Source organism: Paracidovorax sp. (assembly GCF_057642795.1).
Genome location: NZ_JBXYZY010000034.1, coordinates 149,061 through 166,301, shown reverse-complemented (window position 1 = coordinate 166,301; position 17,241 = coordinate 149,061). Strand labels below are relative to the sequence as shown.

Here is a 17,241-nt window from a genome sequence, read left to right as displayed (position 1 = left end):
CGTGGTGCCGTAACGGCGTTCATCGTTGTTCCTTTCAAGCGGTTACGCCCTCATGTGCGGGCTCTGCCGTGACATCCTCTTCTTGCTCGTCCGGGCGATGAGCCAGCCGATACAGAATTGGCAACACGAGCAGCGTCAGTACGGTGGACGACAAGATGCCGCCGATAACCACGGTGGCCAGAGGCCGTTGGACTTCCGCGCCCGTTCCCGTGGCGATGGCCATCGGGATGAAGCCCAGCGACGCCACCAAGGCCGTCATCAACACGGGGCGCAAGCGGGTCAGCGCGCCCTCGCGGATGGCTGCGTCCAGCGGCGTTCCGCCCTCTCGCAGGCTGCGGATGTAGGAAATCATCACCAGGCCATTGAGCACGGCAACGCCCGATAGCGCGATGAAGCCCACGGCGGCCGAGATGGACATGGGAATGTCGCGCAGCCACAGCGCCAGGATGCCGCCGGTCAGTGCGAACGGAATGCCGGTAAAAACCAGCAAGCCATCCTTGACATTGCCGAACATGGCAAACAGCAGCACGAAGACCAGCAGCAGCGACACCGGAACGACGATCTGCAAGCGCTGGGTGGCGGATTGCAGGTTCTCGAAAGTGCCGCCCCAGCTCGTCCAGTAGCCTGTGGGAATCTTGACCTGCGCCAGCGCAGCCTCGGCGTCGGCCACGAAGGAGCCGACGTCGCGGCCACGCACGTTGGCGCTCACCACGATGCGGCGCTTGCCGTTTTCCCGGCTGACCTGGTTGGGGCCGGGTGCCAGCTCGAAGCTCGCCACCTCGGCCAGTTGGATGAAGTTGGTTCGTCCTTCGCCGCCACCTGTGCCGCGTGGCAACGGAATCGGCAGGCGCTTCATGCTTTCAAGGTCGTTGCGCAGGGACTCCGGCAGCCGAACCAGGATGTCAAATCGACGGTCCCCTTCAAACAGCGTACCGGCCTCGCGCCCGCCGATGGCCGTGGCCACTGCATCTTGGATGTCGGCCACGTTCAGCCCGTAGCGCGCGGACTTCTGACGATCAATGTTGACCGTGAGCATCGGCAATCCTGTGGTCTGTTCAACTTTGACCTCAGACGCACCGGGGATCTTCTGCAACATGGACGAGACTTCTTCGGCTGTCTTGTTCAATACGTCCATGTCGTCGCCGAAGATCTTCACCGCCACATCGCTGCGGACCCCTGAAATGAGTTCGTTGAAGCGCAATTGGATAGGCTGCGAGAACTCGTAGTTGTTGCCCGGCACCTTGCCCACGACCTCCTGAATGGCCGCCAGCAATTCGTCGCGCGACTTGCGCGGCTCCGGCCACTCGGACACCGGCTTGAGCATGATGTAGCCGTCGGAAATGTTCGGCGGCATGGGGTCGGACGCGATTTCCGCCGTGCCGGTGCGCGCGAAAACGCGGTCGATCTCGGGGAACTTGGCCTTCAGCGTGGCTTCCAGTTGCTGCTGCATCGCAACCGATTGCGAAAGGCTGGTGCCCGGAATGCGCAGCGCCTGGATGGCGAAATCGCCTTCGTTCAGGCTGGGCACGAACTCGCTGCCCATTCGGGTGGCGATCAGGCCGCACAGCACCACTGCCACGGCGGCTGCCGCCAGCATCACTGCTTTGGCCGCCATCACGCGATCCAGCAGCGGGCCATACCAGCGCTTGGCCTGCACGACCAGGAAGTTTTCCGTCTCGCTGACCCGATGGCCGATGAACAGGGCGACCGCTGCCGGGATGAAAGTCACCGACAGGATCATGGCCCCCACGAGTGCAGCCACCACCGTGAACGCCATCGGGTGGAACATCTTCCCTTCCACCCCCGTCAGGGCGAAGATGGGCAGGTAGACCACCATGATGATGAGCTGCCCGAACAGCAGCGCGCGGCGTGATTCCTTCGATGCCAGGAACACCTCGTGAAAGCGTTCCGCCCGCGTCAACGGCCTGCCGTAGTGCGCCTGTGCATGGGCCAGGCGTCGCACGCAGTTCTCGACGATCACCACCGCTCCGTCGATGATGATGCCGAAGTCCAGCGCCCCGAGGCTCATCAGGTTGGCGCTCACCTTGTAATGCACCATGCCAGTGAAGGTGAACAGCATCGACAAAGGAATCACCGTCGCCGTGATGATGGCCGCGCGGATGTTGCCCAGGAACAGAAACAGGATCACGATCACCAGGATCGCGCCTTCCAGCAGATTCTTCTTCACCGTGGCGATAGCCTTGTCCACCAGCACGGTGCGGTCGTAGACCGTCACCGCATGCACGCCCTCGGGCAAGCTGCGGTTGATCTCCACCATCTTCTTGTCCACGGCCTGCGAAACCGTACGGCTGTTCTGACCGATGAGCATGAACACAGTGCCCAGCACCACCTCGCGACCGTTATCCGTGGCCGCGCCGGTGCGCAGTTCACGCCCCAGCCCCACGTCCGCCACGTCACGCACCCGTATCGGCACGCCGCCCGCACTGCTGAGGATAACGTTGCCAATGTCTTCCAGGGTCTTGACTTGTCCGGGCGCACGGATCAGGTACTGTTCGCCGCGCTTCTCGATATAGCCCGCACCCACGTTGCCGTTATTGCGATCTAGTGCCGTCACGATGTCTTGCAGGGTAACGCCGAGCGAAGCCAGGCGAGCGGGTATAGGTGCGATCTGATACTCCTTGGCATAACCGCCAATCGAGTTGATTTCAGTCACACCGGGCACGTTGCGCAACTGCGGCTTGATGATCCAATCCTGAATCTCGCGCAGGTCTGTTGCCGTGTAGGGCATCCCGTCGGGTTTCTTCGCACCGTCCTTCGCCTCGACCGTCCACAGGTAAATCTCCCCCAGGCCGGTGGAGATCGGCCCCAGCGCAGGCGTGATGCCGGAAGGCAGTTTTTCCCGCGCCTCCTGGATGCGTTCATTGACCAACTGGCGCGCGAAGTAGATGTCGGTGCCGTCCTTGAAGATCACGGTCACTTGCGAGAGGCCGTAGCGCGAAAGAGAGCGGGTTTGCTCCAGGTTGGGCAGGCCCGCCATCACGGTTTCAATGGGATAAGTCACCCGTTGCTCGGTCTCCAACGGTGAATAGCCCGGCGCCTGGGTATTGATCTGCACTTGGACGTTGGTGATGTCGGGTACGGCGTCGATGGGCAACTTCTGGTAGCTGAACACGCCGACGGCGGCCATGCCAATGGCGGCTAACAACACTAGCCATCGGTGCTCGATGGCCGCGCGAATAAGTTTTTCAAACATGTGCGTTGCTCCGGCATCAATGGGTGTGTTCGGCAGAGGCTTTGCCAAGCTCTGACTTCACGACAAAACTGCCAGCCGACGCATACGGAGCCCCCGCCTTCAGCCCTTGAACCACCTCGACGCGCTTGCCATCACTACGGCCCAACTGCACGGGCTGGGCAATGAAGCCACCATTCACTTTCAAAAACACGACGGGCTTGTCGCCCACGGTCTGAATGGCATCACCGGCCACCGTCACGGGCACGTCGGCCTCAGATGAGGTCACTTCCACGTTGACAAACAGTCCGGGACGCCAAGCGCCTTGGGGGTTGGACAAGACCACGCGGGCCTTGGCCATGCGGGTTTGTTCGCCAATCAGCGCGCCAACAAAGGTGATGGTGCCTTGCGCGCTGGCATCGAATGCCGTTGCCTTGATGGTGACCTTTTCACCCACTCTGACCAGCGGCAAATCCTTGGCGGGCACGTTGATCTCTGCCCAGACCTGGCCCAGGTCGGACACCGTGAACACGGCGGCGTCTTCCTTGACGGCCTCGCCCAGGCTGAGGTGCTTTTCAATCACCACGCCATCGAAGGGCGCACGCAGCTCGAAGCGGTTCAGCCCGCCCGAGGAACCTGGGGCCAAGCCCACGGCCGACAGCTTCTGCTGCGCGTTGGCCACGGCGACCTGCGCCTCGTTCAGCGCCTGGCCGGCTTGCAGGTAGTCCTGCTCGGCGGAAATCTTCTGTTCCCACAGCCGCTTCTCGCGTTCAAAAGTTGTCTGGGCCAATGCCCGCCGCTTTTGCGCCGTCTGCAACTCGCTGCGCTGCTCGGATGCGGCAGGGCTGGCGATAACGGCGAGCACCTGTCCCTTCTTGACCGTTTGCCCCAAACTGGCCTGCACACTTTCGACAACACCCGCAATGCGCGGAACAACGTGCGAGGTGCGGTCTTCATTCAGCCTAATCTCACCCGGCAATTGCAGGGCAGACTTGATGCTTGCAGCCCCTGCGGTGTCAATGCCGATGGATGCAGCCTTGATTTGCGCATCGCTGAGTTCGACTTTTCCTTCCTCCTGGCTGAAGCTGAACGTGAAAGGCGCGTTGGCCGTCTGAGCCACGATGCTGATCTCGAACGCATGAGGTTCCGGGACAATCTCTCGACTCAACAGGCTGTCCTTGTCGGGCGTGAAGTTGAGCGCCTGCTTCTCCCCAGTCAGGCGTGTAACGGTAGCGCTGACCTTGGCGGCGCTGCTGGCTAGCGCCTTTTCCTTTTCGTAGAGCCAGATTCGCAGGCGTGGTTCGCCGCCGTCCTCAGCGAGTAAGGCTTCCAATCCGAAATCCCCTTCTTTGAACAGCTTGCCGCCATGCGGCCCCTTGCTTGACCCCTCGTGGTGCTCGCCGTCCGCATGGCCTTTGTCGTCCTCGTGGGAGTCTGCGCCCGTCTTGCCATGATGCTCACCATCACTGTGGGCCTTGGCTTCAACGTGGCTGCCGTGACCCTCGCCCTCGGCGCTCTTATCCGTCTTGCCGCCGAGAATGGCGCTGCCCAGTCCTATGCCCACTGCGGCGATCACGGCGATGGCAAACCACTGCTTCTTGCCGACGTTCAGTTTGTTCGTTTCGGGTTTCATGTTCATTCCTTGTTTGCAGGCAGGGTGGTCGTGGATTCGGATGCGCCGATCACGCGATCCATGTCCGCCGCCGCGCGGTGCGCATCGGCGAGCGCCTTGAGGTACTGGGACTTGGCGGCAAAGTAGGTGCGTTGCGCGTCCAGCACTTCCAGGTAGTTGAACTTGCCGTAACCAAAGCCCACGGTGGCCGCGTCATAGGCGCTCTTGGCCCCTGGCAGCACCTCTCGCTGCAATATGTCGATCTCGCCGCGAACCGACGCCAGCCGCTCGCGGGCTTGCAACAGCTCTGTGTTGAGGCGCAGATTCAACGCCTGGAGTTCATCCCTCGCCTTGTCTTCACGCTTCAACGCTTCCAACAGATTGCCCTGATTGCGGTCGAACAAAGGCAGCGGCACGGAAATGCCGAGCATTAACTGATTGCGCGCTAACTCGTTCGGACGCTTCACGCCCAGGCTGACCGTGACATCGGGCGTCTGCTTGCTGCGCTCCACGTCGGCCAGCGACCGACGGCGTTCGATCTCCAACTGCGCCCGGCGCAATGCCGATGAGGCCGACAAGCGCTGCTGGATGTCATCCAGCGAAGGGACGTTGGGAAGATCGTCCACGCTGCCCGCTACCTGGGTGAAACGCGGCGGGTTGGCCCCGAGCAAACTGGCCAGCCGCGCGCGGGCACTGCGTTGTTCGCTCTGCGCCTGTGCCAGTTCAACCCGCACGCCGGCCTCGGCCACCCGAGCCTTGGTTTCTTCGACCGGGGACACCTTGCCCGCCGTCACGCGCTTGGCAACGGCATCCGTCGCTTGCCTGGCCAGGTCAACGCTGTCCTGGGCCAAGGCCGTGCGATCCTGGGCGGCCAGCGCCTCAAAGAAGGCGGCAACCACAGCGGCGCGAATTTCAACGCGCCGCGTGTTCAGTTCTTCAACTGCGACGTCACGCCCTCGCTCTGCCGCGGCAATGCGGGCAGCGCGCTTGCCCCCCAGCTCGATGGGCAGATTGATCTGGACGCTTTGCGTGCGGGTTGGCGTGCGTTGGTCTTCGAGCGAGTACGCCAGCTCGGGATTAGGACGTACTCGTCCCTGAATTACCTGGCCCTCCACCGCCTCGATTTCCCGTTGGGCGACAGTTAGGTCAAGATTCGCCTCCAAAGCCAGCGCGACGGCCTTTTGCAGAGTCAGGGGCGTTGCTGCTTCAATCTGCTCTACGCCGTTGGCGCTCTGCCCAAGAGCTGGTGCCGTCGGCAATAACTGAGCGAAAGCCGTCCCCGTCATGAGCGCAAGGAGCAAGCCTGCCGCAACCGCCCTCGCGTTGTAATTGTGAATATCCTTCAGCATCCGATTCTCCAGTGATTTGAAATACACAAGGGAATCGGCGGGGGGGCGATCCAGATGATCGCCAGCAACGTCATCACATCAGCCGCGCGAAGCCGGCTGGATACCGTAGCGCGCCATGCGCGACGGCAGGGGTGAGGACGAAGGGAAAGGAACGCGCTCCCCGCCGATCAGGCGAGGACACGCCACTGAGGGCGCTCTAAACGTTCAGGTGGAGGCGCAGCAAGGTGCTCCGGGGGATACCCCGTATCCAGGGACGGGCTGACCGGCGACGCCAGCTTGACATCCCCTGACAAGACCGAGAAGCACCCGGCATGACAGGACGCGCAATCAGGATCGCCACCCAGGGTCTTGGCCGGATCAGGGCTGGCATCCTGGCCGTCGGCCGCCTTGTGCTGATGCGCATGGTGGCCGAAGTGCTTGGCCGCAGCTCCGGTTTCATGCTGGCAATAACTGGCCACTGCCGCCCAACTGAATTGAAGCGGCAAGAACACCAGCAAGACGATGGCCAGCCATTTGCGCATAGGGGTAACAGTGTAGCAGCTACATGCTTTACTTTGCCACTCCTCGCTGCTTGGGTTTTCTCAGAGCCCCGTGCGCGTAGCGTGCCTCCTCTCAGGTTCATCCTGCATCAAATCAGAGCCGCTTCGATATTCGGCGAGTTGTGGCCGCTTTGACGACTGAGGCGACACGAGGGGGCGCCACAGCGCAGGGTACGGGCAACTGGAAGCCTTCAATGCTGATGTTGCGCATGAACTGTTCACGCCGTTGGCGACGTTGATGGGGGGCACTGAAGTTGCTTTGCGCAAAGCACGCGATGCCGACACGTTGCGAGATGTGTTGGGCTCGCACCTCGAAGATCTCCAGCGCATGTCGATGATCGTGCAGGACATGCTCTTTCTGTCGCAAGCCGACCGTGGGGCTGAGGCCCGCCGCGAGCATGTCGCCAGTCTGGCCGGCGTTGCGCGCGCGGTGGTGGAATTGCACGAGGCGGCCATTGAAGAGGCCGGGCTGAAGGTTCGTATCGACGGCGATGCCACCGGCTTGGCCGATGTGCGCCTGTTGCAGCGCGCGCTATCCAACCTGATCGGCAACGCAACCCGACACGCGCATCCGCACAGCACCGTTGTCGTGCAAATCGACCGGCTGGACGGCGAGATCGCCCTGCGGGTGGTGAACGAGGGGCAGACGATTTCAGCCGAGCATTTGCCCAATCTGTTCAACCGCTTCTACCGGGCAGATGCGGCGCGGTCGGATGCCGCCCGCAATCATGGACTGGGCTTGGCCATCGTGGCTGCCATCGCCCGCATGCACGGAGGGCGGACGATGGTCGATTCGAGCAACGGCATCACGTCTATCGGGCTCATGGTGCCCACCCCGCGCGCGCAATAGTCAACGGATCGGGCACCACCAACAGACTGGCTCCACTAGCCAATTACTTCTTCCAGCAGGAGAAGCGCCAGAAAGCCGACAAAGAACATCGCCGTCACCCAGGGGCGATCTGGCGTTTCGTGTGCTTCGATCAGCAGTTCTTCGGTCACGAGGTAGAGCAACGCAATCAGACCAAACGCGAAGAAGCCAGTCAGAAGAGGGTTGGGCAACAGCGCCACCGGCGCTCCAAGCAAGGCCCCGATCGGCAGCAAGAGCACGAGCGCGGCCGTGATCCAGACGACCCTGGCACGGGAGCGAACGCTCTCGCCGAGTTCCGTGGCCACTGTCAATCCCAGGAACAGAACCTCGATGGTCAGGGCGATGGTCAGAAGCAAGCCGACCTTTGGGCCAGCCGCAAACCCGATACCAAGCACCAAGCCATCAATCAGGATGTCGATGCCGATCACGGTCAGGAGACCGGCCGGCCCCTTCGCCAACGCTTCCAGATGCTTCACCAGCAGCATGGTGGCGACGCCGATTCCGCCGCCGATCATCGTCGCCCAAGGCGAGGCCCGGTGCATGATGTCGGGCAAGATTTCGCCGGCCGCCGCCGCGAACACGACGCCAGCGGCGAAATGCTGAATCGCGCTGACCAGTGTTGGCCCCGGCCGCACGTTCACCGCGACCGCAGCTCCGATGATGGCGGCCGCTGCCGGGATCAAGGTGTAGATCCAGGCCGAGATCACCATGACTTAAGTTACCGCGTTGCCGCACTGAGCACAGAATTTCGCGCCGATCGGAATGACGCTACTGCACTTCGTGCACGACGCTGGCACCAGCGATGTCCCGCACTGGCCGCAAAAGCGAGCGCCGTTCGGATTGATCGCTTTGCATTGCGGGCAAGTGATGCCGCTGGCCGAAGGCGCCGGATTGCGCCCCCAGTCGTGACTGCTGGGGCCACCGTGGCCATGGCTACTGCCATGCCCGTGGGAGCCGCCATGCCCCCCGCCGTGGCCGCCGCCATGCCCACCAAAAATTCGATCCAGGATTCCCATTTTCAACACTCCATATTCGGTTTTACTGACCCGCCTGCTGCCTGAGCAGCCTCAGCCCGTTGAAGACCACCAGCAAGCTCGCCCCCATGTCGGCGAACACGGCCATCCACATGGAGGCATCGTCGAAGATCGCCAGCAGCAGGAACACTAGCTTGATGCCCAGCGCGAGCGCGATGTTCTGCCATAGCACGGCGTGGGTGCGCCTGGACAGCCGGATCGTTTCGGGCAGGCGGCGTAGGTCGTCGTTCATGACCACCACGTCGGCGGCCTCCATCGCGGTGTGGGTGCCCGCGCCGCCCATAGCGAAGCCGATGTCAGCCTTCGCCAGCGCGGGGGCGTCGTTGATGCCGTCGCCGGTCATCGCCGTGACGCCCATGCGCTGCTGAAGCTCGCCGATGGCCTGCAACTTGTCCTCGGGCAGCAGGTTGCCACGCACCTCGGCGATGCCCGCCTGGGTGCCGACGGTTTGCGCCGTCGCCAGGTTATCGCCCGTCAACATCACCGGCGTCACGCCCAATGCCTTCAGGTCGGCCACGGCCTGCGCGGATGAGGATTTGATGGTGTCGGCTACTGCACAGATGGCCATGACCCGTTCGCTGCTGGCCAACAACGTGACGGTGCGGCCAGCTTGCTCATGCACTGCAAGGCGGGCTTCGAGGTCAGCCGAACACTGCCCGCGCTCTTCAATCCAGCGGTGGTTAGCCAGCACATAGGTATGGCCGTCGATCACCCCCTGCACGCCGCGCCCGGCAACAGCCTGAAACTCATCCACTTCTTGCGTGGCGGACGACACGCCATCTGCGATGGCCTTGGACACTGGATGATCCGACCGCGCTGCGAGGCTCTTGGCCAGCCCCTCCAGGGCTTGTTGGCCGAGTCCTGTGTCCACGGGCTCGAAGGCCACCAGCTTGGGCTTGCCTTCGGTGATGGTGCCGGTCTTGTCCAGCGCCACGGCCTTGATCTTGCGCGCCTCTTCCAGGTACACACCACCTTTGATCAGGATGCCTCGCCGCGCCCCAGCGGCCAAACCGCTGACGACGGTGACGGGCGTGGAAATCACCAAGGCGCAAGGGCAGGCGATGACCAGCAGCACCAGGGCCTTGTAGGCGGCCTGCATCCAGGTCAGCCCCATGAGCCAGGGCGCCAACAACGCAACGGCAACGGCCAGGACGAACACCGCAGGCGTGTAGACGGCGGCAAAGCGATCCACGAAACGCTGCGTGGGCGCACGGGAAGACTGGGCCTGCTCAACGGCGTGGATGATGCGCGCCAGCGTGCTGTCGGACGCGGGGGCCGTGACACGGATTTCCAACGCCGCAGCCTGATTGATGGTGCCGGCGAAGACTTCATCGCCGGGGCTCTTGTCCACCGGCAAGCTTTCGCCGGTCACGGGGGACTGGTCAATAGCGCTCTGACCTAGGCTCACGATGCCATCCAGCGGAACGCGCTCGCCAGGGCGAATACGCACGGTCATGCCCACAGTGACTTCCTTGACTCCCATGCGCACCCAATTGCCATCGTCTTGACGCACTTCAGCTTGCTCCGGCGCGAGCGCCAGCAGGCTCTTGATGGCGCCGCGCGCCCGATCCACGGCGCGGGCCTCGATGGCTTCCGCAATCGCATATAGGGCCATCACCATCGCCGCTTCGGGCCACTGGCCGATCAGGAAAGCGCCGGTCACGGCCACGGTCATCAGGGCATTGATGTTCAAGCGGCCCTGCCGCAGTGCAGCCAGCCCCTTGCCGTAAACCGAGAAACCCGACAGCGCGATGGCCGCCGCGGCCAGCGCCATTCCCAGCGCCTTGACAGGTACGCTGTCTGGAAAGGCGAATGCCAAGCCCTCGGCCGCCACAGCCAACCCCAGGGCGCCCAGCGACTTGCCCCATGTCGTCCAGAAGCCCGTTGGCGAGGCAACCGCAGCAGCCGACGAGCCTGTGTCGCCAAGAGGTTCCGGCTTGAAGCCTGCCTTGCGGATTGCGTCTAGCGCCTGCTGCAAGACAGGATCATCGGCGGCAATGGCCAACTCGCGTTCGCCCAGATTGAATTGCAGGCTACGAATTCCCGCCATGCCGTCCAACGCCCGGCGGATTTCCGACTCCTCCGAGGCACAGTCCATATTCGCAATGCGGAAGCGCTGGACATTCTTCGCGCCGAGGGGTTCCGGCTTGAAACCCGCTTTGCGGATCGCTTCTAGGGCCTCGGGCAGCGCGTGGTCATCGGCGGCAATGGCAAGCTCTCGATCCCCCAGGTTGAATCGCAGGCTGCGAATCCCCGCCATGCCTTCCAGCGCCCGGCGGATTTCCGACTCCTCTGAGGCACAGTCCATGTTTTCTATGCGAAAGCGTTGCGGCCCAATAGTCGTTGCATCAGACGCTGTTGGCTCGGGCGCCACAGGCACTGTTGCACAGCCACTCCCGCAGCAGGCAGCGTCGGCGTGTTGGCGTTGGTGGGCAGAGTTCATGAAATTCTCCTTTTCAGTCAGATTGGAAACCCTGTACCCACTACAGAGTCAAGCGCCTACAATGAGCCTTGGAGAAAAACCCGCGACCGCTGAAGATGAACTCATGAAAATCGGCGAACTGGCTAAGGCCGCACATACCCAGGTAGAGACGATCCGGTACTACGAGCGTGAAGGCTTGCTACCCGAAACGGCCCGTACGGATGGCAACTACCGCATGTACGCAGAAGAACACGTTGACCGGCTGTCCTTCATCCGGCACTGCCGGGGGTTGGACATGACGCTGGATGAAATCCGGGTTCTGTTGCGCTTCAAGGATGCACCGCACGAGAACTGCGCCCAGGTGAACGACCTGCTCGACGAGCACATCGACCATGTGGCTACCCGCATCAAGGAATTGAAAGCGTTGGAACGACAGCTCAAGACCTTGCGGGAACGCTGCCGTGAATCCCAGCAGGCCAGCCAGTGCGGCATCTTGACCGAGCTGTCCTCAGCATCGCGCCATCTGCACGAACCGGCGACGCGCAGGGGCCATGTTCATGGGGCACATAGCCTCAAGTGACTAGCCCAAAGAAACCCCAAGCCGACGCCCGATTTCCCATGAGGTCGTTCCGCCACGCACTGTCGCCGCAAGCGGCTGCCCCAACCGCTGCTCGATCACTGGCCTCCACGGTACCAGGCTGAAGCCCATGCCGTCGTCCAGCATCGCATACCGACCGCTGGCGAGCATGAGGCTGCGGCGGTAGATGCCGGCCACGCGCTGGCCGTCGGCCACCGGGCGGTGCTCCAGGCCGGTTTCGGCGGCGATGTCCTTGGCGGCCTGCGCCAGCTCGCGGCTGCGCAGCGTGCCCAGCAGGTTTCGGGCGAGGATCACGCGCTGCCCGCGCCGCTCGGCCAGTCCCTGTTCGGCCAGGAAGTCGGCGCGCTGCTGCATCGCCTGCTTGGCCTCGCCGCCAAAGCCGAGGTCGCCCAGGCCCGAGCCGCCGCCGATCAGTTGCTGGTCGAGCCAGGTAGCCCCGATGACGCGGGCCTGCCGCTCGATGGGCAGGTGCGATTTCAGTTCCACGGCCACGCCGCCCAGGCGCTGCGCGTCGTACTGATGGCCACGCTCGGGCAGATCGTCCGGCACCTTCCATAGCCCTTCGGCCACGCGCTCCACGATGCCGGCGCGGCGCAGGGCTTCGAGTCGGCGGATGTGGGCCGCGACGACTTCCTGCGGATCACGGCCCGGCACGGCCTGACCCTGCGCGACGGCCAGGTGATGGTCGGTGCGGTATAGGCCGCCGCTCGCCAGTGCGGTGATGTTCTTGTCGGCTGCGCGCACGTCGGCCGATCCCTTCACCTCCACTACGGCGCCGGCCGGATAGTTCGCCAGTTCATCGTGTGCGTTGAGCGCGACGTAGTGGGCCTTGCCGTCCACGCCGTCGATGACCAGATAGCCCCGGTCGCGCAGCTCGTCGGCCAGCCCCTTCGCTGCCACGCGGCCGAGAATGGTTCGGCCACCTCCATCAGCATCTTGGCCCGGCTCGAACACCGCCAGCTCGCGCGGCTCGCCGCGCATGGCCCGCTGCATGGTGCGGATGATGTCGCCACGCTCGCCCAGGGCGCGCAGGGTCTTTTCGGCATCGGCATGGACAGCCCAGGTGCCCGGCTGCATCTCGTCAGCCAGGCCCAGGAGCTGCAAGCGTTGCAGGCGGCCGATCAGCAGCAAGCGCTGGCGTTGCAGTCGGGGTTCATTGAGCCGTTCGACATGCACCAGGCCATCATCGCCGGCCTCGCGCTTCAAGGTGCGATCCAGGCTCGTCCACCGCTCCTGATCCACCTCGCGTCGCAAGGTCTGCTGGATCTCCAGTTCGGTGCGCGGCCCCAGCCGTTCGGTCGCCAGTTCGGCGGCACGATGGCGGAACCCGTCGGCGATGTAGTCGCCCGCGATGATGAGGTCTTTGCCGGTGTCGTCGCGCCCGCGCACGACGATGTGCGTATGCGGGTTGTCGGTGTTCCAGTGGTTGACGGCTACCCAATCGAGGCCCGTGCCCAGGTCGGCTTCCATGCGGCCCATCAGGTGCCGCGTGTAGGTGCGCAGGTCTTCCAGCTCCGCGCCGTCCTCCGGCGAGAGGATGAAGCGGAAATGGTGCCGATCGTCGGCGCAGCGTTCCTTGAAGGCGTCGAGGTCGGCGGCATCGGTCAGCGGCCCGTAGGCTTGGCCCGGCTCGCCATCGCGGCCCACGCCGTCGCGCTCGATGTAGCGCAGGTGCTTGGCGAGTGATTGCGGGCTGGCCCGTTGCTGGTTGACCAGCAACGTCTTGATGGTCACGCGCCGCGACATAGGCGTGAGCTTCGCGCCTGCGAAGCGTGCCGCCGTATGCCCGCGCCCTAGTCGAGAGCCGGGCCGCTGGCCAGCGCGTGCGCTGCTGCCGCCGGCTGCGGGACGGCGCATCGACGACTTGCCACTGCTGGCCTTGCCTGCCTGCTTGAGCACCCTGGAGACGAAGCCCTGGCCCCGGTTCTTCGGGGCACTGGGTCGGATGCGGAAATCGTCATCGCGGCGGTCGGTCATGGCTGCGCTCCCTGCAAGCTCTGGCGTGTCCGGGCGTGCGAAGCACGCGGGCACGCCTGCATCGGCGCGGGCCTCGCGCCCCACGCGGCACGGCGGCGAAGCCGCTCCGTGCCGCGCCACCCCCACGTGCAGACAGGCTTTCGACGCGGCCCCGTGCCGCGTCCTTTTGTCTTGCCTTCCGCCTTTGCCCCTCGCTGGCGCTCAGGGCAGCGGCGGCCCGGCGGCGCTGCTGCGCGAGCAGCCTGCGCGCCGGCGAACGCAGACACGGCCGCAGGCCGGGCGCGTTCGAGGCAAGACGCCTGCACGTTGGACTGCCGCACCGGAGGCAGCGCGAAGTGCGGTGCGAATGCACCCGCACTGCACGCGCGACGACACGGGGACGAACAGCAGAACGACACGCCCGATGGCACGATGATGCGCAGCGAATCGGCGGCGATCATGGGCGTGACTCCAGCCAGACCGGACGTGCAACGCCGATCACGGCGGCGGCGCTGACCGGCCCGAAATACCGGCTGTCGAATGACGCCGGGTTAGTCGCACTGAGCAAAAACAGCTCGCCAGGCCGAAGGCGGCGGCACTGCGGCCAGGATGGCAGCGGCCGGCCCCAGCGATCGGCAGACAGCACGGCGGCCGAAGGCACGCCGTCGATGCGGACTTTGCCGTCAGCGATGCACACCTCCTGCGGCGCGACCGCGCCCACGCGCTTGAGCAACGGGATGCGCGTCGGTAGGTAGCCGCGCTGCGCAGCGAGCGCGGCGGCCTCTGCGGGCAGCGGCACCAGCACGATGCTGCCCACGGACAACGGACGTGGCAGCGAGCTGGTGCGATGGTCAAGTGGATCGACGCGATACCAACCGACCGCCACGCTGTCGGACGGGTTGTAGGTCAGGCGCGGCAGTGGATGCACGAAAGACGCCCAGGCCAGCGCAGCGAGGCCGCAGGCGGACAGGCCCGCCAGCACGAGGCGAGCGCGCAGGCGCGAGCGAGAACGCGGCGTTGTGCCGGCGGTGGAAACAGCGGTCATGGCAGCGCCCTCCCGACCAGCCAGGCGGCGTGCCGCTCGGCGCTGTATTCGGGCAACGGCAAGCGCGCAGCGAGCCGGTTGCCCAGCGTGCGCCAGTACGCGGGCGAGGCGGTAGCGGGCGCGATGCCCAGCGCCTCGATAGCGGCGATGCGTTCCAGCACGGCGCGCACCTGGTTGTCGCCCTCGACGTGCAGCAGCAGGCGTGCACTCGGCTGAACGCCGGGGATGCGCTGCGCCGCATCGAGCGGCGTGCAAGCCTGCATCACCATGAGCTGCCAGCGGATCGTGCCGTAGTCGTTGGCCTGCCAGCGAATGCGGCAGAACATGGCGCCCGGCAGGAACACGGCGCAGCGCCGCCAGCGGTCGAGCTGGTGCGTGCGCGCAGGTTCGCCGAAGCGCAGGTAGAGCTTGAAGCGCGGTTCGATGTAGGCCAGCGCCACGCGCGTCAGCGGCGCGCTGGCAGGCTGGCCGGAAGGTGCTGCGAGCGCAGCCGTGGCCGCGAAGGCAACAGGCGCGGGGGCAGACGAAGCGGATGCAGTCATGGCGTGTTCTCCCTGCGGTGTTCTGGAAACTCCCGCTCCAGCAGGCCGCGCAGCAGGTCGGCCACGGTCACGCCCTGCGTGAAGGCCGACACCTTGATGCGCGCCCGCATGGCGGGCGTGATGTCGAGCGTGAGGCGGGCCGTATAGAGGTCGCCCTTGCCCAGCGCATCGGCGTCGCCCTGGCGAATCCACGCCTCGGCGTGCGGATTCGCGGGCGGACGCGCGCCGATGCCGACGCGCTTTACCGTGCGTTTGCTGTTCGGTGGCGGCTTCGCAGTCATGTCGGCCACCGCAGCAGTTCGTCCACCAGCGCAGTGATTTCGCGCGCGGCGGCGCTGTCCGGTGCCGTCTCGCGTGCCAGCCGGCCAGCGGCCACGCTGTCGGCGAACACGATGCGTTGATGTACTTCCGCGCGCAGCGCAGGAAGCGGCTGCTCAGCCAGCGCGCCGCGTGCTTCGCGTCCGATGACGGTGGTACTGACGCGCCGGTTGATGACGAAGGCCGCGCGCAGCGTAGGCCGAAAGACTTGCGCCTCGCGGATCAGCGCCACCATCTCAGCGCTGGCCCACAGGTCGTAGGGGCTGGGCTGCACCGGGATCAGCACGCGCTCGGCCGCCAGCAGCGCGGAGCGTGCCAAGGCGGCGATGCGCGGCGGGCCGTCGATGACGACGTGATCGGCCCGCCTGGCGAGTTCTGGTGCCTCCTGGTGCAGGGTTTCGCGTGCGAGGCCCACGGCGCTGAACAGCCTTGGCAAACCTTGCTGGCTGCGGCGCTGCGTCCAGTCCAGCGCGGAGCTTTGGGGGTCGGCGTCCAGCAGCACGACATGCTGGCCGCGCATCGCCAGCTCGCCGGCGATGTGGGTGGCGAGCGTGGTCTTGCCCACGCCGCCTTTCTGATTGAGCAGCGCGACGATCATGGCGCAGCCCTCCTTGCTGGAAAACCTGCCTTTGATCGGCCTGCAAAACCGGCTTGCCGGTGGCAAAAATCACTGGCCCGCGCGTGCCGTTTGGTGGTTGTCCACCGAAACGCCGCACTGCTACTACTAATGTTAGGAATTAAGTTAGATAAGTTAAGAGAGGCCGAAACCCGCGCCAGCATTGGGTTTGCGGCCGATTTTGTTGCCTGATAGCACGAGGATTCGTTGCCTGATAGCACGATACTTCTGTTGCCTGATAGCACGAGCCCGTCCACAGGCTTTGCCGCAGTTATCCCCGTGCCGTGGGCGGCACGGGCCGAAACGTCAGCAGCGGCGCGGCAGCAGTGCTGAGGTATTCGATGCCCAGGCGATAGCCGGGCAAGGCTTGCCGAGCCACCAGCGCCCGCAGGTCGGCGGCGAAGTCGTAGTACCGCGCCACGCTGCCCGATTTGCGGTACAGGTGCTGGAAGTCGAATTGCCAGCCCCCCGGCTGTCGCCCACCGTGCTTTCGCACCAGCCGGTACAGCCACCGCTCGATGCCGCCCGTGAGCCGGAAATACGCTGGGTCGATGGTCAGCACCAGGGCGGCATCCATCACGCCGGCATAGAACCAGTCTGGCAGGATCAGCTCCAGCCCCAAGGGCGTGCCCTTGGCATCGGCCAGTTCCTTCCATTCGTTGATCCACGAGAAGCGGTGCAGCCGCCTTCCTGTGGTCTCCCGAATGGATGTGGCCACCGTGGTCGACTGCAGCCGATCCAGCGCGGCCTTGAGACGCTGGTAATCGCGCAGCGACGTACCGCGCCCGATGAAGCGCAGGATCTCGTAGGGTGTGGCCTGCATCAGCCGCGACGGGCGCAGGCCCGCGTCGCGCGCTTCCACAATCTGGCTCGCAGCCCAGATCAGGATGTCCGCATCCCAGATCGTGGCGATGCCGTGCTCCTGTGTACCCTCCACGCGGATCGTCACCCCACTGGCTTGGAAGTCGATAGGCGCTACGCGCCGCGACTTCGCCAGCGAGAAGAACGGAAAGGCCATCAAGTCCTGGCTGTCGCGCGGTGCCATGTCGCCCGGCAGGGCGCGGAACAGGTCGAGCTGTTCGCGCTCTGGCACGGGCCGCTGCCGGGACGGCAGCGCAGGGCTGGACATGGCGAAGGCCACCCGCTCGCCAA

General features: G+C 64.7%; 15 protein-coding genes and 1 pseudogene. 3 read left to right on the top strand and 13 right to left on the bottom strand.

Annotated features, from left to right (window positions below):
* Positions 1–34: 34 nt before the first annotated feature.
* The 4 genes from AC3A84_RS13565 to AC3A84_RS13550 form a co-directional block, all read right to left on the bottom strand.
* Positions 35–3,214: a CusA/CzcA family heavy metal efflux RND transporter gene (locus AC3A84_RS13565; RefSeq protein ID WP_103018377.1), complete on the bottom strand. Its 3,180-nt coding sequence runs from the start codon at positions 3,212–3,214 to the stop codon at positions 35–37.
* A gap of 16 nt (positions 3,215–3,230) precedes the next feature.
* A complete protein-coding gene (locus AC3A84_RS13560) occupies positions 3,231–4,823 on the bottom strand; it encodes an efflux RND transporter periplasmic adaptor subunit (protein ID WP_103018419.1) in 1,593 nt (530 codons plus the stop codon).
* A 2-nt stretch (positions 4,824–4,825) separates the two neighbouring features.
* Entirely contained in the window at positions 4,826–6,151 is a 1,326-nt protein-coding gene (locus tag AC3A84_RS13555; RefSeq protein WP_024537625.1) for a TolC family protein, read from the bottom strand.
* Between the two features lie 167 nt (positions 6,152–6,318).
* Positions 6,319–6,672, bottom strand: a complete 354-nt coding sequence (locus AC3A84_RS13550; RefSeq protein WP_083840419.1) for a hypothetical protein — start codon at positions 6,670–6,672, stop codon at positions 6,319–6,321.
* Positions 6,673–6,847: 175 nt separating this feature from the next.
* On the opposite strand from AC3A84_RS13550, the pseudogene AC3A84_RS13545 reads away from it, so the two are divergent.
* A pseudogene (locus AC3A84_RS13545) lies at positions 6,848–7,540 on the top strand (ATP-binding protein); the annotation flags it as partial.
* A gap of 35 nt (positions 7,541–7,575) precedes the next feature.
* Here AC3A84_RS13545 and AC3A84_RS13540 read toward each other — a convergent pair.
* Genes AC3A84_RS13540 through AC3A84_RS13530 form a run of 3 tightly spaced genes read right to left on the bottom strand, consistent with a single transcriptional unit; the run spans position 7,576 to position 11,035 of the window.
* Positions 7,576–8,268, bottom strand: a complete 693-nt coding sequence (locus tag AC3A84_RS13540; RefSeq protein WP_009523279.1) for a ZIP family metal transporter — start codon at positions 8,266–8,268, stop codon at positions 7,576–7,578.
* A gap of 3 nt (positions 8,269–8,271) precedes the next feature.
* Complete coding sequence (locus AC3A84_RS13535; RefSeq protein WP_082136747.1) at positions 8,272–8,574, bottom strand: double zinc ribbon domain-containing protein; 303 nt, start codon at positions 8,572–8,574, stop codon at positions 8,272–8,274.
* Between the two features lie 22 nt (positions 8,575–8,596).
* Positions 8,597–11,035 carry a heavy metal translocating P-type ATPase gene (locus tag AC3A84_RS13530; RefSeq protein ID WP_027477924.1) on the bottom strand — a complete coding sequence of 813 codons (2,439 nt, stop codon included), beginning with the start codon at positions 11,033–11,035 and terminating at the stop codon, positions 8,597–8,599.
* A 103-nt stretch (positions 11,036–11,138) separates the two neighbouring features.
* Here AC3A84_RS13530 and cadR point away from each other — a divergent pair, with 103 nt between their 5' ends.
* Positions 11,139–11,594, top strand: a complete 456-nt coding sequence (gene cadR / locus AC3A84_RS13525; RefSeq protein WP_024537628.1) for a Cd(II)/Pb(II)-responsive transcriptional regulator — start codon at positions 11,139–11,141, stop codon at positions 11,592–11,594.
* On the opposite strand, the gene AC3A84_RS13520 is transcribed toward cadR, so the two are convergent.
* From AC3A84_RS13520 to parA, 5 genes are all read right to left on the bottom strand, one after another.
* A complete protein-coding gene (locus AC3A84_RS13520; RefSeq protein WP_024537629.1) occupies positions 11,595–13,589 on the bottom strand; it encodes a relaxase/mobilization nuclease domain-containing protein in 1,995 nt (664 codons plus the stop codon).
* Positions 13,590–14,025: 436 nt separating this feature from the next.
* Entirely contained in the window at positions 14,026–14,613 is a 588-nt protein-coding gene (locus tag AC3A84_RS13515; protein ID WP_027477923.1) for a S26 family signal peptidase, read from the bottom strand.
* Entirely contained in the window at positions 14,610–15,155 is a 546-nt protein-coding gene (locus tag AC3A84_RS13510; protein ID WP_027477922.1) for a DUF2840 domain-containing protein, read from the bottom strand. Before AC3A84_RS13510 ends, AC3A84_RS13515 begins: the two co-directional genes overlap by 4 nt.
* Entirely contained in the window at positions 15,152–15,436 is a 285-nt protein-coding gene (locus AC3A84_RS13505) for a hypothetical protein (RefSeq protein WP_009523273.1), read from the bottom strand. The genes AC3A84_RS13510 and AC3A84_RS13505 overlap by 4 nt, the downstream gene beginning before the upstream one ends.
* Complete coding sequence (gene parA / locus AC3A84_RS13500) at positions 15,433–16,071, bottom strand: ParA family partition ATPase (RefSeq protein ID WP_059400215.1); 639 nt, start codon at positions 16,069–16,071, stop codon at positions 15,433–15,435. The genes AC3A84_RS13505 and parA overlap by 4 nt, the downstream gene beginning before the upstream one ends.
* On the opposite strand from parA, the gene AC3A84_RS13495 reads away from it, so the two are divergent.
* On the top strand, positions 16,070–16,201 hold the full coding sequence (locus AC3A84_RS13495; protein WP_255581933.1) for a hypothetical protein: 132 nt from the start codon (positions 16,070–16,072) through the stop codon (positions 16,199–16,201). The genes parA and AC3A84_RS13495 overlap by 2 nt on opposite strands.
* Positions 16,202–16,360: 159 nt before the next feature.
* On the opposite strand, the gene AC3A84_RS13490 is transcribed toward AC3A84_RS13495, so the two are convergent.
* A complete protein-coding gene (locus AC3A84_RS13490; RefSeq protein WP_059400232.1) occupies positions 16,361–17,218 on the bottom strand; it encodes a replication initiator protein A in 858 nt (285 codons plus the stop codon).
* Between the last annotated feature and the right edge of the window lie 23 nt (positions 17,219–17,241).